The sequence below is a fragment of the Flavobacterium ardleyense genome (genome assembly GCF_033547075.1).
GTDB lineage: Bacteria > Bacteroidota > Bacteroidia > Flavobacteriales > Flavobacteriaceae > Flavobacterium > Flavobacterium ardleyense_A.
Window position 1 is genome coordinate 2,584,493 of record NZ_CP137891.1, and the last position, 22,448, is coordinate 2,606,940.

A 22,448-nucleotide genomic window follows, 5' to 3' on the forward strand; every position below is an offset into this window, starting at 1 on the left:
ATAAATCTTTTTTGAATTGACAAAAATCTACAGAATTTTACCTCGAATTCAATGTAATTTTTCGTAATATTGAGGTCAGTTGCTAACCAAAAGTTCTGTCAAAAAAAATGAAGTTATCCTTTACGTATCTTGTTCCGTTATTCTTCTGTATGACAGAAGTTAATGCGCAGAAAACCAATTCAAACGACACGATAAAAACCACGCAATTAGACGAAGTTGTATTAGTAACTAAAAAAAAAGCGGTTGAACAAAAGGCTGACAGAACAGTTTTTGATTTCTCCGAACAGTCACATCTGAACTCTGGCTCATTAATGGAAGGATTAAAAAAGCTTCCTGGACTAATTATTTCGGACGTTGCCGGTGCTTTGTACCAAGGGAAGCCACTAGAAGTGTATCTAGATGGTAGACCACTAAATATCTATTCAAACGAACTAAACTCTTATTTAGAAGGTATGCCAGCAAACGCTGTAGAAAGAGTTGAAATTATCACTCAACCTGGCGCAGAATTTCCAGCTACTTCTGGAGGTGCAATTATTAATATTATTACATCCAAAAATGCAAAAAGATATTTGAGTGCTACCTATTCAAATGGTTACAGTTTTACAAATTATGAGCAAGCGAGACACCGATTTAATAACAGTCTTCTGCTTAGTGCCAAAAACAACCTTTTTGGATGGCAATTTCAAGCTGGCCAAAATTATTCTGAAAGCTTGCAGACTACCGCATTTTACACTCCAACACTTCTCCTTTCTGCCAACAAATCTGAAAGAATTAATCGCACCTATTTTATAAAATCAGGTTTAAAATTTGATTTGGGAAACGATCGATTATTAGTGAATTATGATTTTACCTCTGGTTTAAATGGCCGTTTGGTGGATGCTGTGGGTTATAATTTTGCTAATGTCGATAGAAGCAATACCGATGTGCAACGACATGATGTAATGCTTACCTATCAAAAACGTTTTAAGGATCTGACTAAAAAACTGGATTTTCGTGCTAATTATAACAATAATCAAGATAATTTTAATCTGAGAGCAATTCCAAGTGGAACGGTCAGTTTGCTAAATGACTACAAGCAGAATTTCTACCAATTTAAAACTGATTATTCACAACAACTGCAATTTTTAACCGACACTAAATGGAGTTCGGGACTTCTCGCAGATAAGCTAGATTTTGTCACTAAAAGTTTTGGGATAGAAAACCTAAATTACGAGCGGACTACTCTGGCCGTCTACACTGAATTTCAAACAAAACATAAGGACTTTGAATTCATTCTCGGCGCAAGACTTGAATCCTACAATATCGAAGGCAAAACCGACATTGGTACTTTAACACCATTTGATTTAACGCGATTTTTCCCGAATGCTTCGGTCCAATATAATTTGATGCCGCAAGTGTACCTTAATACCAATTACAATAGAAAGATTAGCCTTCCTAACACCTCAGCGCTTAATCCAAACAATACAAGTTATCAAAATCCTAACGTTGATTTTTCTGGAAATCCAAATTTGCAACCAACCATATATGATAATTACGAAGTAAGAGTTAGTGCTTTCGAATACTTTTTTATTGGGTATTCTATTAGTGATGCCAATAATAAAATTGTAGATCGTATTATTTCAACCCCTACCGGAGCAGCGAGTGTATCCCAAAATATTCCGAAATTAAAAGTTCGAAACGTCAATTTAGGAGTTCCTATTCCTTATATGCTCTTTACAAAAGGTCTAAAAGAGACATTAAAATTTAATTTCAATCCAGACGATATCAATTTTATGTACATCTATGTCGGAAATCAGAGGCATATTTTGCAGGAAATTGAGTCCAAGTCTTTTTGGGTATACAACATTATGTCGCAAGTAGTACTGCCTTCAAAGATTAAATTTACAGTTAATTACAATGCAACTAGTACCGGAGGTAACTATCAGTATTATGCAATACGTGAGCAACTTAGCGAATCATTAGATATTACGTTTGCCAAAAAATTTATCTCAGATAATCTATCGGTTTCAATTTACGCAAATGACATTCTGAACACTAGTAAACAAGGTTTGGACGCTATAGGTACCAACTTAATGTATGATAGTAAATACGATACTAGAAGATTCGGTTTTTCGTTAAATTATAAAATTCCGACTAAAAATAAATTGGCAAAAGAACAAGGGAATATTTTGAATGAAGGAGAAAAAGGAGAAGACACTCTTTTGAAATAATCTTTAATTTTTGGGCGCACCCTTCGCCAATCACTATTCGTTATATAGAAATTTTTTGGAGGCTCAGGTCAGGCTGTCCATTATATCTTTGCTGCCAGAAAAATGTCAATAATTTAGAAATAGTATTTTGGCAGCAAAGGATGCCATTCCCATCCCTTGCGCAAACGAGGAAATCCAAATATTTTCTGGAAACCTTTGCGACTGACAACTGAGGAAGGCCAACATATTTATCTAATAATTACAACAAAACTTTTGCCTAATAGTAAAGCAACTTCCAATATGATCTACAACTTGGATTGCTTTTGTAAAATATTTTACCTTAAATCTCGCACAGTTTCTTAATTATATTTCGATTGATTGTTTTCCGTAATCTTCTAAATATCAGCTTATAATTTTTATTTTTTGCGTTTGAATAAATTATAAGAATGCTTAAAAATTGAAAGGCACAAAATTTTTTTTTAAAAAAAATCTATAAAATTGAAAATCGTAACGGATTTCCTTTCTACATTTGCTTCAAATAAAAAACATGTACACTCTTTTAAACAATACTTGGTGGTGGAAAAAATTTACGTCAGTCGTCGTGAACTAAGTCCCCTATAGTATTATTTGAAATCAAAATACAAAAAGGCTTGTCATTACGACAAGCCTTTTTTTTTGTGCCCAAAAATTAAAAATCTTTTAAAAATTCAAAATGAAAAAGTTCATTTTAAAAACTAAATACAGACAAATCCTAGCCGACACAATTACTCCGGTAAGTGTTTATCTGAAGATACGTGATAAGTTTCCGAATAGCATTTTGCTAGAAAGTAGTGATTACCACGCAAACGATAATAGCTTTTCGTATATCTGCTGCAATCCAATTGCTTCTATCAAAATTGAAAATGAAGTGATTAGTACAAAATTTCCTGATGGAACTTCTGATGATGTTGCGATAGTAGAAGCCACTAATGTCGCAGAAACTGTTGAAACTTTTTCAAATAATTTTCAGGTTGACACCAACGAATTTAAATTCATTAACAATGGACTTTTTGGATATATCTCCTACGATGCCGTGAAGTACTTTGAAAAACTAAATATTTCTAAGAAAGATTCTCGCACAAGTATTCCAGAAATGCAATACCACATTTATCAGAATATTATTGCGATCAATCATTTCAAAAATGAAGCGTATATTTTTTGCCACAGCCTAGATGGCAGAGATAATACTGATGAAATAGAGCAACTTTTGCAATCGCGAAATATTTCGACTTACAAATTTAAAAAGGACGAAAAAGGATTTTCAAATCTTACGGATGCTGAATTTAAGCAAAACGTAGCAATTGCTAAAAAACATTGTATGCGAGGCGATGTTTTTCAATTAGTTCTGTCAAGACGTTTTACCCAAGCTTTTAAAGGTGATGAGTTTAATGTTTACAGAGCTTTAAGAAGCATCAACCCTTCACCCTACTTATTTTTCTTTGATTATGGAGATTTCAAAATTTTTGGATCATCTCCCGAAGCACAATTAATTATCAAAGATCGATTAGCCGAAATTCATCCTATTGCAGGAACATTTAAACGTACTGGCAATGACGAACAAGATGCTATTCTAGCCAAAAAATTGTCCGAAGATCAAAAAGAAAATAGTGAGCACGTAATGTTGGTCGATTTGGCTAGAAACGATTTAAGTCGCAACGGACGTAATGCGCAAATTGAAAAATATCGAGAAGTACAATTCTTCTCTCACGTAATTCATCTAGTTTCCAAGGTAACTGCACTTTTGCACACGCAGGCTTCAACAATGAAAGTTGTTGGAGATACTTTTCCTGCTGGCACTTTGAGCGGCGCACCTAAACACCGCGCGATGCAACTCATTGATCAGTACGAAAAGACCAATCGAAATTTCTACGGAGGTGCAATTGGATTTATGGATTTTGAAGGAAATTTTAACCACGCCATTATGATTAGAACTTTTCTAAGTAAAAATCATCAACTTCATTCTCAAGCGGGCGCTGGAATAGTAGCAAGTTCTGACGAAGAACTCGAGATGCAAGAAGTTTACAATAAACTGAGAGCACTGAACAAAGCGGTCGAAATGGCAGAAACAATTTAATAATTGAACTTATGAAAAAAGTATTGGTAATAGATAATTACGACAGTTTTACATACAATCTCGTTCATTATTTAGAAGAAATGAATCACGAAGTGACCGTTTTTCGAAATGATGAGTTTGACATCGACGAAGTTCAAAATTTTGATAAAATAGTATTATCGCCAGGACCAGGAATTCCAGATGAGGCTGGATTGCTAAAAGAAGTCATAGAAAAATATGCAGCGACCAAAAGTATTTTGGGTGTTTGCCTAGGGCAGCAAGCAATTGCAGAAGTTTTTGGAGGCACGCTTCTAAATCTTGATCGAGTGTATCACGGAATTTCAACCAAAATTGAAGTGGTTGTTGATGATGAAGTATTGTTTCAAAATTTAGAAACACAATTTGAAGTTGGCCGTTACCATTCGTGGATTGTCGAAAACCCATTGCCTGCAGTTTTACAAATCACATCTATTGACGATGATGGTCAAATTATGTCGCTTAGACACAGAAAATTTGATGTCCGCGGAGTTCAATTTCATCCAGAAAGCGTGCTGACGCCAAATGGAAAACAGATGTTGCGTAATTGGCTTAATGAGTAGCCTTTAGCTGACAGCTATTCTTTTAGCTTTTAGCTTATAGCTATCAACTAATAGCTTTTAGCTCTTATACTTATCGCAAAAAATTAAACTGTAAACTGCAAACTATAAGTTGTCAACTGCAAACTGTCAACTGCAGACTGTCAACTGTCAACTGTAAACTGTAAACCGTAAACTTAAAAAAATGAAAACTATATTAAACCGACTTATAAATCACGAAGTTCTAGATAAACAAGAGGCAAAAAATGTCTTGATAAATATTTCTAAGGGAAACTATAACAGCAATCAGATTGCATCCTTCCTCACCGTATATATGATGCGAACAGTTACAATTGAAGAGTTGGAAGGTTTCCGTGATGCCCTTCTCGAAATGTGTGTTCGAATCGACTTGTCAGATTTTAATACAATTGATCTTTGCGGAACTGGAGGCGACGGAAAGGATACTTTCAACATTTCGACCTTGTCTGCCTTTGTAGTTGCAGGTGCAGAAATAAAAGTTGCAAAGCACGGAAATTACGGGGTTTCTTCTATTTCGGGTTCGAGTAATGTTTTGGAAATGCTAGGTGTGAAATTTAGTAGCAACAACGAACAATTAAAACGAAGTCTAGACCACGCAGGAATTTGTGTGATGCACGCACCTCTTTTTCATCCCGCGCTAAAAAATGTCGGTCAAATTCGGAAAGATTTGGCTATAAAAACATTCTTTAATATGCTTGGCCCGATGGTAAATCCGTCATTTCCGAAAAATCAGTTGGTTGGAGTTTTTAATTTAGAAATTGCTCGTATGTATGCTTATCTCTATCAAAATAGTGAGGTGAACTTCGCAATCCTACATTCTATGGACGGCTATGACGAAATCTCATTAACTGGACCAACAAAAATAATTAAGAATAACCAAGAAGGAATTTTTGAACCAGCACACTTTGGACTTTCAGTTTTAAACCAAAATGCAATAAAAGGAGGGAATACTGTTGATGAATCTGCCAAAATATTTTACGATATTATTAGCGGCAATGGCACTCAGGCTCAGCAAGACGTTGTGTGCGCAAATGCAGCAATCGCAATTGCTACAGTAGAAAATTGTACTGAGCAAGAAGGTTTTGAAAGAGCAAGAAGAAGTCTTCTATCTGGAAATGCCAAAAAATCATTAGAGCGATTAATCGAGATGAATTAAAAAGTGGAACTCCTAGAGAGAAACTCAATAATCAAACAATATGAATATCCTACAACAAATAGTATCTGATAAAAAACGTGAAATCATCCTAAAGAAATCTGTGGTATCGGTTGCACAACTAGAAGCTTCTGATTTGTTTCGGACGACAACAATTTCCTTAAAAAAAAGTTTACAAAAATCAAAATATGGAATTATTGCGGAACATAAACGCCGTTCTCCTTCCAAGGCGATTATCAATCAAAGTCTGTCTCTCGAAGAAGTTGTTTGTGGGTATGAAAAAGCAAAAGTTGGTGGAATTTCAGTTTTAACCGATTCAAAATATTTCGGAGGATCGTTGGAAGATTTGGTTTTAGCCAGAGCAAGGGTCAGAATTCCAATTTTAAGAAAAGAGTTTATAATTGACGAATATCAAATTCTTGAAGCTAAAGCAAATGGCGCCGATGCAATATTGTTAATTGCTTCAATTCTCACGAAAGCGGAAATTAAAACACTTTCTGAATTTGCCAAAGCAATTGGATTGGAAGTTCTTTTAGAAGTTCACAATCAGGAAGAATTAGAAAAGTGTTTGATGCCAAGCCTCGATATGATTGGCGTAAACAACCGTAATCTCGACACTTTTGAAGTCAATTTAAATACTAGCCGAGAACTGGCGACGTTGATTCCAACTGAATTCTTGAAAATATCCGAAAGCGGAATTTCTTCGGCAAAAGATGTGATCGAATTAGAAACTTTCGGATTTAAAGGATTCTTGATGGGTGAAAACTTTATGAAAACAGCAAATCCGGGAGAAGCTGCGAAAAGGTTTATTTCAGATTTAAACGCTCAATAATTTATTAAAATGAATAAAGAAATTTCTAAAGCATCTGCAGCAATCAAAATCTGTGGAATGACCGAAACCACTAATATAATTGAAGTTGCAAATTTGTTACCCGACTATATGGGATTCATTTTTCATGAAAAATCAAGTCGGAATTTTAAAGGAACAATTCCAAAACTGCCTTCGTCAATTAAGAAATCAGGCGTATTTGTGGCAGAAAAAATCGATGGTATTTTAGAAAAAATTGCTCTTCACGATCTGCAAGCGGTACAGTTGCACGGAGAAGAATCTGCTGAATTTTGCAAAGATTTGAGAAATCAACTGACTGCGAAAATTGAGATTATAAAAGTGTTCTCGGTTGGACACGATTTCGATTTTGAGATTTTAAAAGATTTCGAAAACTGCTGCGATTATTTTCTATTTGATACCAAAGGAAAACAAGCTGGAGGAAATGGATTTAGCTTCGATTGGGAAATTTTAGAAAAATATCCTTCTCAGAAACCATTCTTTTTAAGCGGCGGTATAGGATTAGAAGAAATTAACAAGGTTAAGAAATTACTAAAATCAGAATTACCCATCTACGGAATCGATTTTAATAGTAAACTCGAAAGGTCAGCTGGAATTAAAAATATAAAACTCTGTCAAGAAGTACTTGCAAGTTTTTAGAAACTACTAAATAAAAAGTTATGTCATATAATGTAAATGAAAAAGGATATTACGGAGATTTTGGAGGTGCCTTTATCCCCGAAATGTTGTACCCGAACGTGGAAGAATTAAGATCAAAATATTTAGAATTAACCGCCGATATCGAATTCCAAGCAGAATTTGATGCTTTGTTAAAGGATTATGTAGGCCGCCCTACTCCACTCTATTTTGCAGAAAATTTATCCAAGAAATACAATACAAAGATTTACTTAAAGAGAGAAGATCTTTGTCACACAGGAGCGCATAAAATCAATAATACAATTGGTCAAATTCTCTTAGCGAAACGACTTGGAAAAACCCGAATCATTGCCGAAACAGGCGCTGGACAGCACGGAGTTGCCACAGCTACAGTTTGTGCGCTTATGGGTTTGGAATGTATCGTATTTATGGGTGAAGTTGATATTAAACGTCAAGCACCAAATGTAGCGCGAATGAAAATGCTCGGTGCCGAAGTCAGACCCGCAACTTCTGGTTCAAAAACTCTCAAAGATGCCACAAATGAAGCAATTCGAGATTGGATTAATAATCCCGAGGATACTTATTACATTATTGGATCTGTGGTCGGACCGCATCCCTATCCTGATATGGTAGCACGTTTTCAAAGTGTAATCTCCAAAGAAATCAAAGCGCAACTTTTAGAAAAAGAGAATCGTGAAAATCCCGACTATATGATTGCCTGTGTTGGTGGCGGAAGCAATGCTGCAGGAGCTTATTATCATTATCTAGACAATTTAGACGTCAAAATAATCGCAGTTGAAGCCGCAGGTCTCGGAGTTGATTCTGGCGAAAGTGCCGCAACTTCAGCTTTGGGGAAAGTTGGAATTATTCACGGAAGTAAAACACTTTTAATGCAATCTGTCGATGGGCAAATTACCGAACCTTATTCCATTTCGGCAGGATTGGATTATCCTGGCGTTGGACCAATGCACGCCAATTTATTCGCCACTGGCAGGGCACAATTCATCTCAATTACCGATGCTCAAGCTATGGAAGCTGGACTGCAATTATCAAAAATGGAAGGAATTATCCCCGCAATCGAAAGTGCGCACGCTTTTGCGGCACTAGATCAGCTGACTTTTAAACCAAGCGATGTTGTAGTTATTAATCTTTCTGGACGTGGGGATAAAGACCTTAGTACTTATGTGGAGTATTTTGGGTTTTAGAGAAGTACGAAGTATGAATTACGAAGTACGAGGTATGAATTACGAAGTACGAGGTACGAATTACGAAGTACGAGGTATGAATTACGAAGTACGAGGTACGAATTACGAAGTACGAGGTACGAGGTATGAATTACGAAGTACGAGGTACGAGGTATGATTTACGAAGTACGAGGTACGAGGTGTGAATTATGAGGGACGAATTAGGTATTAGAATTTGGAATATATTATTTGAGTAATCTTAGATTAGTTATTTAAGTAGAATTAGGATTGAGTACGCTTACTTATGACTTTTTGGAGGAAATAGCTACTTTGACAAAAATTTTTACAAATTGTGTTTCAATCACGCAATTTCTACAATAAAAGCTTAGTTTTAATTAACAAAAAAATTAAATTCAAATAGTTGACAATCAATGACTTAAATATTTTGATGAGAGAAATAATGCTAAAGGGAACGAAAGTATTTGCCATTGATTGTTGGAAGCTTTGCAGCAAATTACCAAAAACTCGCGAATACAACGCATACGTAAATCAACTAATTCGATGTTCGAGTTCAGTTGCGGCCAATTATCGTGCATCACAAAGAGCAAAATCTGCTGCGGACTTTATTTATAAATTGAAAATAGTTGAAGAAGAAGCGGATGAGAGTCAATTCTTTCTAGAATTACTTACTGAATTCACCTCAGAAGAAATCCCATTTTTGCAGCTTGATTTAAAAAACTTATGTCAACAAGCCAATGAAATTGTTGCCATAATAGTATCATCTATAAAAACCGTTAAGCAAAGAAACCCCAAGTGATTTGAGAATAACGATATATGAATTACAAATTACTTGAAGTTTATTTCAGAACATAAAGTAAATTTTCCATATTGTCAGTCAATTTCAAAATTGCTATTCAAGCTTCTTCAACCATAAAATGAAACGACATTTATCTAATTTTATTTTTTTTAGTCCTATTAACTACATCATTAATCAATTATCGTAAATCAATTATCGTAAATCCTATCTCATAAGTAGTAAATCCTATAACAAACTTCACAAATCGTAAATCCAACTTCGTAAATCCAACTTCGTAAATCGTAAATCAATAATCGTAAATTATAAACAATGAACCGTATTAATAAAAAAATCTCTGAAAAAGAAAATCTTCTTTCTATATACTTCACTGCTGGTTATCCATCAAAAAATGACACCGTAAAAATCATTCAAACACTTGAAAAAAACGGCGTAGATATGATTGAAATCGGTCTTCCTTTCAGTGATCCGCTCGCAGATGGTCCGACCATACAAGCTAGTTCAACTCAAGCCTTACAAAACGGAATGACCACCGAAATCCTTTTCGAACAGCTAAAGGATATCAGAAAATCGGTCCATATTCCGCTATTGATAATGGGGTATTTTAATCCAATTCTTCAATTTGGTGTCGAAAAATTTTGCCAGAAATGTGCTGAAGTAGGAATTGATGGACTCATAATTCCCGATCTGCCTGTCGATATATTTGCTGAAGAGTATAAGAAAATCTTTGATAAGTACGGAATTATAAATATTTTCCTCATCACACCACAAACTTCTGACGAGCGTATTCAATTCATAGACAATGCTTCAGAAGGGTTTATTTACACAGTTAGTACGTCAAGCGTGACTGGTGCCAGTTCGGGATTTGGGAAATTACAGATTGATTATTTCAAAAGAATCGAAAATATGAAACTTAGAAACCCGCAAATTGTAGGATTCGGAATTTCTGATTTGGAAACTTTTAATCAAGCGACTCAATTTGCAAAAGGTGGAATAATCGGAAGTGCATTTATAAAATTTCTTACCGAAAATGGAGTCGAAGAAATTGGCGAATTTATACAGCAATTTAGAAAATAAAAGACTTAATTATCAATCTAGAAGAAAATTCCATCCACATAAAACCAAGATCCATCTTCAAAAATGAAGGTGGATTTCTCGTGGTGAACTTCATCGCCTAGCAAACCGTTCGAGTAATATGCTTTAAATTCCACTGTCGATGTAGTTGCCTCAATAATTTCCAATTTAAGCCATCTATTTGCTTTTGACCAACTGAGAATATCAGATTTCTTGTGAAGTTTACGTGTAGATTTGTGAGTAGTCTGCACTAAATAATCGGCTTCTTGAGTGCAATAAGCGCTATAACGTGAACGCATCAACTGCTCTGCCGATGTGGCATTTAGAGTCCCTATAATTAGTGGTTGACAACAGTTTGCAAATAAAACTAAGCTTCCGCAATAACAATTAGTCATCTAATTCAGATTTTTTTTGCTCGTTAAACTGCTTGGCAATCTGCTTCAATTTCTCTTTCCGAGAGACTTCAGCTTGTTTTGCTTTTTCTTGCGATTTATGCAATTTGTCGTTATGTTTCTTGATATTTCCTTCGTTATTGCGACTCATGAATTTTGTATATATCGTGCAAATATATGTTTTTTGCAAAAAATCAGTGATCTTTAGAATTATAAAATTTATTAATACAACCTACTTAGATTTTACTTTTAAATATCCTATATGAAAAACATCTTCTGCTCTTGGTTCAGTTAAAGCGGTAATTTTTAGTGAATACAGTTGCTTTGCTTGATCGCTTAAAAGATCGGCAACCTTATGCGCATCGTCAATATCTACTCCATATTTTTCATCAATGTGACTAACTGCACCTTTAAAATCAAATTCTTTATAAAAAGCAGACTCTTTTGCCGACTTTACGGCGGTTGATATATTGGACGCGACAGTTAGCATTTTGAAATGATATTCGTCAAAATTTCCTGCTTTATAACCACCAAGATTCAAAAAATATAAATTCAATTTACCACTATTCTCCTGACTTCTTTCCACCACTTCTATCAAATAATTGTCAACAACAGTAACTTCTCGCCAAGCATCAATATGAAATTTTCCCGCTGCTTCTGGCCAAAAAACTGCCAATTGAGCGCTCAGATCTTTTACTTTAGTGGCAACGCCAAAATATATATCGTGCTGCTCTGTCACACGACCCACAATATTGCAGCCCATCATTATCATAAATAACTTTAAACGCTTTGCCATAATACTCTAAAAAACAAATTTAAACCACGTAAGTCAGCTTTACTTGCCATCCATCTTCTCATTACAAATCTCGGGAATAAATGGCAAAAACAAGTTGAACGTTGCACCTTCTCCTTCTGAGCCGTTTGCAAATATAAAACCTTTATGATTATCAACTATTTTCTGCACAATTGTCAGTCCGATACCTGTGCCACTATATAGATTATTGTCATTAAGTCTCCGGAAAATTTCGAAAATCATTTCTTTATGTTCATTATTGAATCCAATTCCATTATCGCTGATTACTATATGAGAATAAGCAATTTTATTAGGTAGATTTCTAAAGATGATGGCACTGCTTTCTGCTATTTTACACGAAATTTTAATCTCCAGGACTTCATCATGCCTTTTAAATTTAACCGCATTCGAAATTAAATTTTGTAGCAACTGCCGAAATTGAAAAGGAATAACTGTTATAAAATCGGTTTCAGAAATAGAAATACGGATCTCATCTTGCTGCCAATTCTCTTTTAATTCTGAAATTACTTCGTCAATACAGAATCTAAAATCGATTTTTTCTAAGTTCCTTTCACTTTCAGTTGATCTCGAATGCGCAAGCAAATCATTAATCAGAGATTGCATTCTAACCGCCGAACTATGAATTCTTTCAAAATAATACTTTCCCTTTTCAGTTAAATTTTCAGACTCTTCTTCCTTGATTCTACTAGCAAAAATCTGAATTTTACGCAAAGGTTCTTGCAAATCATGGCTAGAAATAAAAGCAAATGTCTCCAAATCTCTATTTGCCTGCAACAGTTCAATTTCACGTTTTTCCTTTTCGACATTCTGAAAGGCAAGTTCGTTGTTGGCGATAATTAATTCAGCGGCACGATCTTCTTTTTCGGCATTCTGATAAGTCAATTCCTTATTTGCAATCAGCAATTCAGATGCACGATTTTCCTTTTCCTGATTTTGATAGGCAAGTTCTGCATTCGCAATCAGCAATTCGGCCGCACGATCCTCCTTTTCTTGATTCTGAAAAGCTAGTTCCTTATTCGCAGTATACAATTCCGAAGCTCTTATTTCTTTTTGCGTATTCTGGAAAGCAAGTTCTCTATTTGCAATAATTAATTCTGCAGCTCTATCTTCTTTTTCCTGATTTTGATAGGCAAGTTCTGCATTCGCAATAAGCAATTCTGCAGCGCGATCCTCTTTCTCTTGATTATGAAAAGCCAATTCTTTGTTTACCGCAGCAAGTTCAGCCGCACGCTTATTGCTCTTCGCTATTTGCAAAGCAAGTTCTTTATTTAGCTCAGCTACTTCCATAGAGTACATTTCTTAATTAATATTTCAAAAATAAACTCTTGCAATTTCTCTAGTTATAATGTATTTCTACAGATCGTTTGCAGTCAAAGGTACTTCAAATCATACCCATACTTTCTTTAAATAGGCGATTTTTCTTCAATTCAAGATTTTTTGTTAGGGCGAATCCCGAGCCACAATGACCATTGTTAAAATTGAACAAATCGGTGGCTCGGGCCGGGCTGTCCTCTACGTCTTTGCTGCACTAACTACCCCATTATGGTAGGAAATTTAATTTGGCAGCAAAGGATGTGCTTCGCCAATTTGCTTTGCTCGGGAAGGTCCAATCCCTTTCGCAAAAAATCCTGCCATTAAAGAAAATTTATAAATAAAAAAAATCTACTTAACAAAAGCTAAATAGATTTTTAATTGAAATTACGTTTTTTAGAATTATCTGGACATTTTTTTCTTTTCCATCATCTTTTTTCTTCTCAGCTCTCGCTTGGCGTCCTTTTTTGAATGATTCTGTTTTCTATCAGCTTTCATTGCGGCCAATTTTTGTGACTGCTCAGGAGTTAATATCTCTGCCATCTTTTCTTTATTAGTATGACGAAGTTCTCGCATTGCTGCCTTTTTGGAAGTTTCGTCAGCCGTAACATCGCTTTGTACTTTTGCGCGCTGCATTTTGGTTTCTTTTCGCATTTCGGCCATTCTTGCCTGCTGCTCTTCGGTTAGATCTAATTTTTCTGCAACTGTCGCAGAGCGCATCTCCATTCTCTGCTCTTTGGTAGTTTCTGATTTTTTATCTTGAGCAAATCCTGCCGTACTCAGCAAGACTCCTAACATAAAAACTGATAATTTAATTGGTTTCATAACTGTAAGTTTAAGATTTGATTTTTAGTGTTTCAATATATATGCCAAAAAATTAGATTGTCATAATTTAAAAAATTAATATAAAACTTTTGATAATAATAATCAAGTAGAACAACGAGCTTTTTTCAAAAATAGTAGAGATTAAAATTATTTTTTAACAAAATTAACCACGGAGACCTCTTGGCTAATTTCTACCTTGGCAACCCTGTAAGATCATACTCAAAAATAGAAGCAATATTTTTCATAATTTTGCTTAGAGGCCAATTAAAATTACTGTCACTTCATTAGTATCCAAACTCATTTTGATAAATTCGAAAAAAATAAAACAGAATCTCCAAAAAATATTGCAGAAATTGGCTGGAGTGCGGAATAAGTTTTCAAACGTTCAGTACTTGTCAATTGGCGAAAATTGTCTAACCGATAATGTCCTTGACCGTCATAATCTCAAAAGTTTTAGTACACCCTACTCGCACGGCAGGAGCAATCTTGATTACGCAATTGCATTAGAAAAAGAAAAATATGCAAGTCTACTAAATCCAGAATATCTATATTATGATTATGTTGGTGACACAAAAGTTGTCAGAAATAAGTACTATTCCATTTCCAATTCTATTTACAATCAACTCCATAAAAATGGTTTTGAATTTACGCATCATGACGTTTTAAATAATAATGCGCAGCGACAGAGTTATGAGCGAAAAATCACTAGAATGCTGTCTTTTAACAAAAAACAACATCTAAAATTTATCTACCATTATCGAAATAATGACGATATAGACATCAAAATACTGATCGAGAAAGCGTCAGAATTTTTGCGATATTATCAAAATAGACAAATCAAATGCGAATTTATATTTTTTACTCAGGAAATCGTCGCAGAAAAATCGGAAAGATCTATTACCAAAATTCACGATCAAAATAACGTCACAGGATTTAAATTAAAAACTTTGGAATTTTGGGCAGGCGATGACGAAGATGTACTTTGGGCAAGAAAAGATGACGATTTGTTTACTATAATGCTAACTGATATTAGATGATTACCATTAATATGAGGCAAATCGATCATTATTTTCTGATCGACCACGATAGTAAATAGTGTATTTTTGCAGCCACTGTACTTTTTCGATCGTCAGTTTGCTAACCTTGAATTGCATAACATTATGGATATCTTATTTTCGACAGCTTTTTTTCTACTTGTAGTATTTCTGATTACTCAATTTTTAGATTCTAAAAATAGTAAGACATTGATTATCCTTGCATCATTTGCAATACTTGTCGGAATCATTTCAATTATATATGTATCGTACTTCACAACTTCAACAAAAATTATAAATCCAGTTGAAATAACTGTCCAAAATTCTACCAATCAATCTTTAAAAATTTATGCGATCACATTTGACGCAGATTTGACGGACACAATTAATACAACAGTTCTTCTTGAAAAGGAACTTGCGGTTGCCAAAAAAACGACTTTTCTCATAGATAATAAAAATTTACAAAAGTTTTGGATAGTTGCAAAAAATGAGGCTAATGAAATTAAATTTTTAAAATCATCTAATAAGTTTTTGCCTAACCTTATTTTTAAAATAACCACTGATGAAAATATTGATAAAGCTGAAGCACAAACCGCTAGAGAATTAATTTTTGATAGAGACATCAAAATGCAAGTTCTACGCTTTGCTATTTGGTCTAATATTCTGTTAATAGCACTTCTTCTTTGGAGCATTTTTAAATTAAATAAAATTAGAAATAAAAATAAATCTACACTTAGCATATAAAATATGGAAAAAGTTGAAAGCTTTAAAATAATTGGTATTTCGGTGTCAACATCCAATCAGGATGGGCAAAATGCTCAAGATTTAGGAAATCTTTGGAGTCAATTCTTTTCCAACGATTTACTTGAAAAAATTCCAAATTCTATTTCAAAAGAAATTTTTTGTATTTACACAGATTATGAAAGTAACTTTAAAGGTAGTTACACTGCCATTTTAGGACGTAAAGTTTCGTCCTTTGATGCTATTCCCGAGGGTTTAATTTCTCGTGAGTTGCCAGCTGGGAATTTCATGAAATTTACTGCCAAAGGAATTATTCCTAATGCTGTAATAGATACTTGGGAAGAAATTTGGGCCGACGATCAACAACTAAAAAGAAAATACACCTATGATTTTGAGGTCTATGGAGAAAAATCCCAAAATGGAGAACTTTCGGAAGTAGACATATTTATTGCTATATAGTCTAATAATATAGTTATTAAAAAAAAATAGCCTCCTAAATTTTTAAGAGGCTATTCTTTTAATAAGTGTTATTATTGAAGTTTACTGCTTTTAAGTCAACAAACAAATCTATTGTAGCTATTTGCTTTTGAAGAAATCTGCTAGATTATTCACATTCAAAAAACCCTTCTTAAATAGTGCAAAATTGCAGTTAATCCCAGTTCTTTCTGCTTTTATTAGAAGAAAAATTAGATTCAAAAATTCTGTATTTAAATAATCCTACCACAATTGCTCCTCCAAAACCATTCCCTAACATAGTGATAAGCAGGAACGATAAATAATTACCGGTAGATACAGTTTCTGAATGCAAATAGGCACCAAATACTTCGAGATTACCTACTATACTGTGGTGAAATCCAGCAAATCCAATTGCTCCCGTTACCATTAAAATTATTAAAATGCGTGTCAATGCCTGATTTGTACTGTTGAGTAGCCACGTAAGAAGCCCCATAAGCCATCCTGCTGCAATTGCGCTAAGGAATAATGCCCACGGTTTATGATTTAAAATATGCATACCAACCGTGACCATTGTATCGGTATCAAATAGGCCAAGTTCTGGCGCTAGCGAACTAATAAAGATTACAAAGAAATTTCCACCTAAAACGTTCCCAACAATTACAACTCCCCATACTCGGAGAAGTTCAAAAACTGTTCTCTGACCATTAAGGACGGGAAGCGCTAAAACCGAAGTCTGTTCTGTAAAAAGAGCAGATTTTCCGAGTATAACTAATACAAATCCAAAGGGATAGACGAAAGCAAATAGTCGGTAAATTACTGGATCTGAAATTCTTCCTTGCAATAAAAAAAACAAGGCACAGACTAGCACATAACTAAATCCAATTTCGAGACCTGCAATGCAAGAACTTAGAAAGATGGCTTGTTTCTTCTTTTTAAATATCTCCTCACCTTCGTGAATAACACTGGTCAAAATTTCGGTATACTCCTTAGAATATACTGCTTCATTTGATTTTTTCTCCAACTCTTGTTGTTGCTCTGTCTGCGTTTTGTCCTCTTCTTTCATAAATCACTATCAAAAAATGTTTCGAATCTGGCTAGCAAGGTAAATATTTGCTTGATTAATAAAGGTAATTTATTTGAATAATTTTGAGTGTTGAATTTTTATTTTGCCAATTATTTCACTAAATATTAAAATCATTTCTTCAAAAAAAAATACCCTCCCAAAATTTTACTAAGTTAAATAAAACAATATTTAAACGAACCTTCTGTTAAGTTACTCAAGATCAGACGCTCTCCAATAACAGAATTTACTAGCTAATTATAGAAATTCTTCAATGTTTGATTCATTTAAATAGGACCAAATAATACAATAATATAGTTGTTGATTTATATCATGAGACGTCAATTAAGCTAGTTGATTTCTAATTTTTTTTAATTACTAAATGTTTATCAAGAAACTTATTATCTATATTCGCAGTTAAATTACATAGTTCTCTAACCACTATTTTTTCAATTGCTTTTATGAAACAAAAATTACTATTCTTCGTATTATTTTTAGCCGTAAGTGCGAACTCGTACGCTCAGTTTACCTTCCAAAAAGGATATTTTATAAACAACAATAATCAGAAAACAGAGTGCCTCATTTACGATATCGATTGGAAAAATAATCCAACAAATTTTGACTATAAAGTAAATGAAACTGCCGAAATACAATCTGAAAATATTGAAAATGTCTTAGAATTTGGTCTAGTTGACGGTGTGAAGTACCAACGTGCAACATTCGAAATTGACCGATCATCTGATGATGTAAAAAAAATGGGGAAGCAAAGAAATCCCAGCTTTAAAGAAGAAACTTTGTTTCTGAAGACAATGATAAATGGAAAAGCTTCTCTTTATTATTATAGAGACGGAAGTTTAAAACGTTATTTTGTCCAAAAAGATTCATCGCCAATTACACAACTTGTTTATAAACGCTACCAAACTGAAGCTGGAGGACTTGCTACAAATACATATTTTAAACAACAACTATTATCTGATTTTCAATGTAGTTCTATCAGTCAAAAGGACGTTGAATCGCTTGAATATGAACTAAAAGATTTACAGAAATTTATTCTAAAATTTAATGAATGTCAAAATTCGACTTCTCAAACTTTTAAAAGCAAACAAAAAAGAGATTTATTTAATCTTGCCATTAGACCTGGAGTAGATTTTAATAGTTTGAATGTCTATTTGCCGAAAAATGATCGCCGAAATGTGGATTTTGGTAAGCAAACAAATTTTAGAGTTGGACTTGAAGCTGAATACATAATCCCGTACCATAACAATAAATGGAGTATCGTTTTAGAGCCTACTTATCAGTCGTATAGAAGTGAAAAAACCTACGAGGCTTCTGGAATTAATGATGGTATCCTTACAGCAAAAATTGATTATAGTTCTATTGAACTTCCAATCGGTATTAGACACACATTCTTTGTAGCCGAATCTTCAAAAATCTTTCTAAATGCTCAGTATGTACTAAATCTTGATCTTAGTCCATCGCTGAATTACTACCGATCTGATGGAACTGATTTCGATCAATTAGATATGAATTCTGGAAAAAATTTCGCTTTTGGTGCTGGTTTCAAGTTTCAGGAAAAATATATTATTGAATTTAGATATCAAACCGACCGATTTGTGTTGGAAAATTATCCTACCTGGAGCGCAGATTACAAAACAATGTCTGTAATTATTGGTTACAACTTTATGTAAACTTAAACGGTAATTGTCTTCAAAAGTAATTTCGTAAGTAGTAAAACCTAAAATCCCCATTTCGACACAAACGAAATGGGGATTTTTATCAAAAGTAAATTCAATATTATTTAAAAGCGCGATCGTATTGAGTTGGACAATCTACCTCTTCTCGAAGTTCTTTTGCTGCTTGCAACGGAAAGTAAGGATTGCGTAAAAGCTCTCGACCCAGAACGATAAAGTCTGCATTATCATTGACCAAAATCGTTTCTGCTTGTGCTGCGGTTGTGATCATTCCTACACTTGCAACGTGAATTTTATCTTTTAAAGCTTTTTTGATATCGGCCGCCAATGGCACTTGATAGCCTGGTCCAACTGGGATTTTGGCATCTGCCACCACTGCCCCACTCGAAACATCAACTATATCCACACAAGCATTTGCAAGCTTTTCGGAAAGCCACACTGAATCATCACTTTTCCAACCATCATCTCTCCAATCTGTTGCCGAAATTCTCACCGAAATTGGCAGGTCTGTAGGCCAAACTTTCTGCACGCTTTCTATAATTTCCATCAAAAATCGAGCTCTATTTTCGCGACTTCCACCGTATTGATCGTCCCTTTTATTGGTTAAAGGCGACAAAAATTCGTTGATCAGATATCCGTGGGCACCATGAAGTTCAATCATTTCAAACCCAGCTTTGTGCGCTCTTGCGGCAGCATCCTGAAACGATTGTTTAATCGCTTCAATATCATCAATAGTCATCTCGCGTGGTACCGCGAATTTATCCGAAAAAGCGATTGCCGAAGGTGCGATCATTTCCCAACCACCTTCTCCTTCGGCGAGATTTTTACTTTCACTCCCAAAGGCCCAAGTGCTCGCTTTTCGACCAGCGTGAGCCAATTGTATTGCAGGAATACTGCCGTTATCTTTGACAAATTGGGTAATTCGGCTCAACATTTCAATGTGCTCATCTTTGTAAATTCCCAAATCGCCGGTGCTAATTCGACCGTCCGCTCGTACTGCCGATGCTTCAAAAATTACGGTACCAGCGCCACCCATCGCTCGCGTTCCGTAGTGTACAAAGTGCCAGTCGGTAGCAAATCCATCCTCGCAGGAATACATACACATCGGCGACATTACGATTCGATTTTTAAATTTTATTGATTTTATAGATATGGGACTGAATAATTTTGACATAGTTAAATACTTTTAAATTGCGTACAAGCAAATTTCGCGCAATTTATCTAAACTAAAAATAATCAGTAGTTAAATCCTTGTCAAAATTAGCATTAGCAGATTTTTTTGGGCGCAACCCGTCGCCAGAATGACTTGCTTACCATAGAAATAAGAGCTGGCTCGGGTCGGGTCGTCCACTGTATCTTTGCTGCCAGAATATTTAATTTTCAAATAAGAAAATTTTAGTTGGCAGCAAAGGATGCCGCTCCCACCCCTTGCGCAATTGAATCAAAAAGATTAAAATAATCTAAAAAATCGAAATGAACGGAAGAGATTAAAAAATTTAAAGATTTAAAGATTTAAAGATTTAAAAATTCCAAGAATTATAATAATTGAATAATCTAAAAAGATCCAATGCTGAAAAGCACGGCCAAAAGTTTAAAAAAGTGCCTCAAATTTCTTAAACTTGTAGAACCAAATAAATCTAACTTCCGCGGATTGATAGAATGTTTCAAAAGTTAAAAAATGATGACAAAATGAATTTGACAAAGGAACAAGCAGCGATTATAAATTCCACAGAAAATATCAAAATAAATGCAGTTGCGGGTTCGGGCAAAACCACAACTATTATTGAGTATGCTCGAACTCGTTCAACAAGTGCAAAAATTCTCTATCTCGCTTTTAATAAATCGGTAAAGTTAGATGCGATCAAAAAATTCGTCGATAAAGGACTTGATAACGTTACTGTAGAAACCGCTCATTCTCTCGCGTACAAGCATATTGTGTACGGCAGCAGATACAAAATAAGTCCGCAGGGATATAAAACAAACGAAATTGCCGAAATTTTAAATCTACAAGGCAACGGAGAAAAACATACCGAATATGTGATTGCAAATCACATCAGTAAGTTTCTGAGTTATTTTTGCAATAGCGACAAAAAGAAAGTCCAAGATCTTAATTATTTAGATACAGTAACCGACGAAAAAGCAATAAAATTTGTCAAAACTTTTTACAACTATATCGAAAAGCAATCACGAATTTTTTTGGCTAAAATGAATTCGGGCGAAATTGACATAACCCACGATTTTTACTTAAAGAAGTTTCAGCTCTCGGATGTGCAGCTACAATACGACTATATTTTATTTGACGAAGGACAGGATGCATCTCCAGCAATGCTTGATGTATTTCTCAATCAGAAAGCTACCAAGGTAATTGTAGGCGATACACATCAGCAAATTTATTCTTGGCGATTTGCCGTAAATTCATTAGAAAAAGCGACTTTTAAAACTTTTAATCTTTCTACAAGTTTTCGATTCAGCCAAGATATTGCCGATCTTGCGATGAATATTTTAGAAAATAAAATCGACTTTGTAGCACAAGATATTCTTCCAATTACTGGCAAAGGGACTACTTCTGCAACAAAATCAAAAGCAATTCTGGCGAGAACAAATTTGGGTCTTTTGCTAAAAGCGATTGAATATGTTACCGAAAAAAAGAAAATTAAGCAAATTTATTTCGAAGGAAATATCAATTCCTACACTTATGCTGATGACGGTACTTCTTTATACGATGTTTTAAATTTATACAATTCAAAAAATCATCTGATACGTGACAATTTGATCAAAGGAATGTTGAATCTCGAAGAATTGGAAGATTATATTGAGAAAACCGAAGATGTACAATTGGGAATGATGGTGGAAATTATTCGCGAGTACGGAAATAAAATTCCCGACATCATCAAACTTATCAAAGAGAAACACATTACCGATGGCGAGCGCGAAAATGCCGAAATGATATTTTCGACCGTTCACAGATGCAAAGGAATGGAATACGATACAGTGCAACTGGTTAATGACTTTATTTCTGTAGAAAAACTAGAAAAATTGAAGAAAAATTTTAGGAAGGAAGAGATTAATTTGCAGAAGATTAATGAAGAAATTAATCTACTTTACGTTGCAGTAACAAGGACGAAAAACAGCATTCATATTCCAGAAAGTTTAGTCGACGAGGATTTCCCTATTTCTAGTCAAATTCATTTATTGAAAAGTATCTCGGCCGATGACCAAAAAATGATTAAACAATTACGAAGAGAAAAAGCAAGTAACACAACAGAAAAGGCATATTCTCTGGATGCTATTCGGCTAGTTCATAAAGGCGCTTACAATCCGTGGACGGCTGAACTTGACAACGAATTGACTGTACTTTTTTGCGAGGGAATGCACGAAAAAGATATTGCGACCCACTTTGGCCGAACTCGCGGAGCTATAAAATCTAGGATTAAAAAACTTGAATTGGCGGAGCTTTATAATTAATTAACCAAGAGCAGGAAGTAACTTGAATTGGATAATTTCGAATTAATTATTTTCTA

General features: G+C 34.5%; 22 protein-coding genes. 15 read left to right on the top strand and 7 right to left on the bottom strand.

All coding sequences use genetic code 11. From position 1 onward, the window contains the following. The first annotated feature begins 107 nt into the window (after positions 1 to 107). The 10 genes from SBO79_RS11165 (at position 108) to trpA (ending at position 10,606) form a co-directional block, all read left to right on the top strand. The gene (locus tag SBO79_RS11165; RefSeq protein WP_318640479.1) at positions 108 to 2,210 is read left to right on the top strand and encodes an outer membrane beta-barrel protein; all 2,103 of its coding nucleotides are present in this window, start codon (positions 108 to 110) and stop codon (positions 2,208 to 2,210) included. A gap of 691 nt (positions 2,211 to 2,901) precedes the next feature. After that, positions 2,902 to 4,302: an anthranilate synthase component I family protein gene (locus SBO79_RS11170; RefSeq protein WP_318640480.1), complete on the top strand. Its 1,401-nt coding sequence runs from the start codon at positions 2,902 to 2,904 to the stop codon at positions 4,300 to 4,302. A gap of 11 nt (positions 4,303 to 4,313) precedes the next feature. Then, on the top strand, positions 4,314 to 4,880 hold the full coding sequence (locus SBO79_RS11175; protein ID WP_318640481.1) for an anthranilate synthase component II: 567 nt from the start codon (positions 4,314 to 4,316) through the stop codon (positions 4,878 to 4,880). 181 nt (positions 4,881 to 5,061) lie between these two features. Then, positions 5,062 to 6,051 (top strand): anthranilate phosphoribosyltransferase, encoded by a 990-nt coding sequence (gene trpD, locus SBO79_RS11180; protein WP_318640482.1) that lies wholly within the window; start codon positions 5,062 to 5,064, stop codon positions 6,049 to 6,051. Between the two features lie 40 nt (positions 6,052 to 6,091). Beyond that, a complete protein-coding gene (trpC, locus tag SBO79_RS11185; protein WP_318640483.1) occupies positions 6,092 to 6,880 on the top strand; it encodes an indole-3-glycerol phosphate synthase TrpC in 789 nt (262 codons plus the stop codon). Between the two features lie 9 nt (positions 6,881 to 6,889). Continuing rightward, on the top strand, positions 6,890 to 7,534 hold the full coding sequence (locus SBO79_RS11190) for a phosphoribosylanthranilate isomerase (RefSeq protein ID WP_318640484.1): 645 nt from the start codon (positions 6,890 to 6,892) through the stop codon (positions 7,532 to 7,534). Positions 7,535 to 7,554: 20 nt separating this feature from the next. After that, on the top strand, positions 7,555 to 8,736 hold the full coding sequence (gene trpB, locus SBO79_RS11195; RefSeq protein WP_318640485.1) for a tryptophan synthase subunit beta: 1,182 nt from the start codon (positions 7,555 to 7,557) through the stop codon (positions 8,734 to 8,736). 13 nt (positions 8,737 to 8,749) lie between these two features. Next, on the top strand, positions 8,750 to 8,893 hold the full coding sequence (locus SBO79_RS11200) for a hypothetical protein (protein ID WP_318640486.1): 144 nt from the start codon (positions 8,750 to 8,752) through the stop codon (positions 8,891 to 8,893). A gap of 243 nt (positions 8,894 to 9,136) precedes the next feature. Further along, positions 9,137 to 9,532, top strand: coding sequence for a four helix bundle protein (locus SBO79_RS11205; protein WP_318640487.1), 396 nt, complete (start codon positions 9,137 to 9,139; stop codon positions 9,530 to 9,532). Between the two features lie 309 nt (positions 9,533 to 9,841). Beyond that, positions 9,842 to 10,606 (top strand): tryptophan synthase subunit alpha, encoded by a 765-nt coding sequence (trpA, locus tag SBO79_RS11210; protein ID WP_318640488.1) that lies wholly within the window; start codon positions 9,842 to 9,844, stop codon positions 10,604 to 10,606. Positions 10,607 to 10,623: 17 nt separating this feature from the next. Here the strand turns inward: trpA and SBO79_RS11215 are convergent, their stop codons facing one another. From SBO79_RS11215 to SBO79_RS11235, 5 genes are all read right to left on the bottom strand, one after another. Next, positions 10,624 to 10,998, bottom strand: coding sequence for a YchJ family protein (locus tag SBO79_RS11215; protein WP_318640489.1), 375 nt, complete (start codon positions 10,996 to 10,998; stop codon positions 10,624 to 10,626). Continuing rightward, positions 10,991 to 11,146, bottom strand: a complete 156-nt coding sequence (locus tag SBO79_RS11220) for a hypothetical protein (RefSeq protein ID WP_318640490.1) — start codon at positions 11,144 to 11,146, stop codon at positions 10,991 to 10,993. The genes SBO79_RS11215 and SBO79_RS11220 overlap by 8 nt, the downstream gene beginning before the upstream one ends. Before the next feature lie 81 nt (positions 11,147 to 11,227). Then, positions 11,228 to 11,791 (bottom strand): DUF1543 domain-containing protein, encoded by a 564-nt coding sequence (locus SBO79_RS11225; protein WP_318640491.1) that lies wholly within the window; start codon positions 11,789 to 11,791, stop codon positions 11,228 to 11,230. Positions 11,792 to 11,830: 39 nt separating this feature from the next. After that, the gene (locus SBO79_RS11230) at positions 11,831 to 13,096 is read right to left on the bottom strand and encodes a sensor histidine kinase (protein ID WP_318640492.1); all 1,266 of its coding nucleotides are present in this window, start codon (positions 13,094 to 13,096) and stop codon (positions 11,831 to 11,833) included. 426 nt (positions 13,097 to 13,522) lie between these two features. Then, positions 13,523 to 13,945, bottom strand: a complete 423-nt coding sequence (locus tag SBO79_RS11235; protein WP_318640493.1) for a hypothetical protein — start codon at positions 13,943 to 13,945, stop codon at positions 13,523 to 13,525. A 344-nt stretch (positions 13,946 to 14,289) separates the two neighbouring features. On the opposite strand from SBO79_RS11235, the gene SBO79_RS11240 reads away from it, so the two are divergent. The 3 genes from SBO79_RS11240 to SBO79_RS11250 all read left to right on the top strand — a co-directional run bounded on the left by SBO79_RS11240 (position 14,290) and on the right by SBO79_RS11250 (position 16,179). Further along, positions 14,290 to 14,982 carry a DUF1796 family putative cysteine peptidase gene (locus SBO79_RS11240; protein ID WP_318640494.1) on the top strand — a complete coding sequence of 231 codons (693 nt, stop codon included), beginning with the start codon at positions 14,290 to 14,292 and terminating at the stop codon, positions 14,980 to 14,982. Positions 14,983 to 15,105: 123 nt separating this feature from the next. Next, complete coding sequence (locus SBO79_RS11245; RefSeq protein WP_318640495.1) at positions 15,106 to 15,723, top strand: hypothetical protein; 618 nt, start codon at positions 15,106 to 15,108, stop codon at positions 15,721 to 15,723. A 3-nt stretch (positions 15,724 to 15,726) separates the two neighbouring features. Beyond that, complete coding sequence (locus tag SBO79_RS11250; protein WP_318640496.1) at positions 15,727 to 16,179, top strand: GyrI-like domain-containing protein; 453 nt, start codon at positions 15,727 to 15,729, stop codon at positions 16,177 to 16,179. 190 nt (positions 16,180 to 16,369) lie between these two features. Here the strand turns inward: SBO79_RS11250 and SBO79_RS11255 are convergent, their stop codons facing one another. Continuing rightward, positions 16,370 to 17,239, bottom strand: a complete 870-nt coding sequence (locus SBO79_RS11255) for a formate/nitrite transporter family protein (protein ID WP_318640497.1) — start codon at positions 17,237 to 17,239, stop codon at positions 16,370 to 16,372. Between the two features lie 458 nt (positions 17,240 to 17,697). On the opposite strand from SBO79_RS11255, the gene SBO79_RS11260 reads away from it, so the two are divergent. Further along, positions 17,698 to 18,924 (top strand): porin family protein, encoded by a 1,227-nt coding sequence (locus tag SBO79_RS11260; protein WP_318640498.1) that lies wholly within the window; start codon positions 17,698 to 17,700, stop codon positions 18,922 to 18,924. Between the two features lie 106 nt (positions 18,925 to 19,030). Here the strand turns inward: SBO79_RS11260 and namA are convergent, their stop codons facing one another. Beyond that, positions 19,031 to 20,101 (bottom strand): NADPH dehydrogenase NamA, encoded by a 1,071-nt coding sequence (gene namA / locus SBO79_RS11265; protein ID WP_318640499.1) that lies wholly within the window; start codon positions 20,099 to 20,101, stop codon positions 19,031 to 19,033. A 515-nt stretch (positions 20,102 to 20,616) separates the two neighbouring features. Between namA and SBO79_RS11270 the strand changes: the two genes are divergently transcribed. Continuing rightward, the gene (locus SBO79_RS11270) at positions 20,617 to 22,392 is read left to right on the top strand and encodes a UvrD-helicase domain-containing protein (protein ID WP_318640500.1); all 1,776 of its coding nucleotides are present in this window, start codon (positions 20,617 to 20,619) and stop codon (positions 22,390 to 22,392) included. The last annotated feature ends 56 nt before the right edge of the window (positions 22,393 to 22,448 follow it).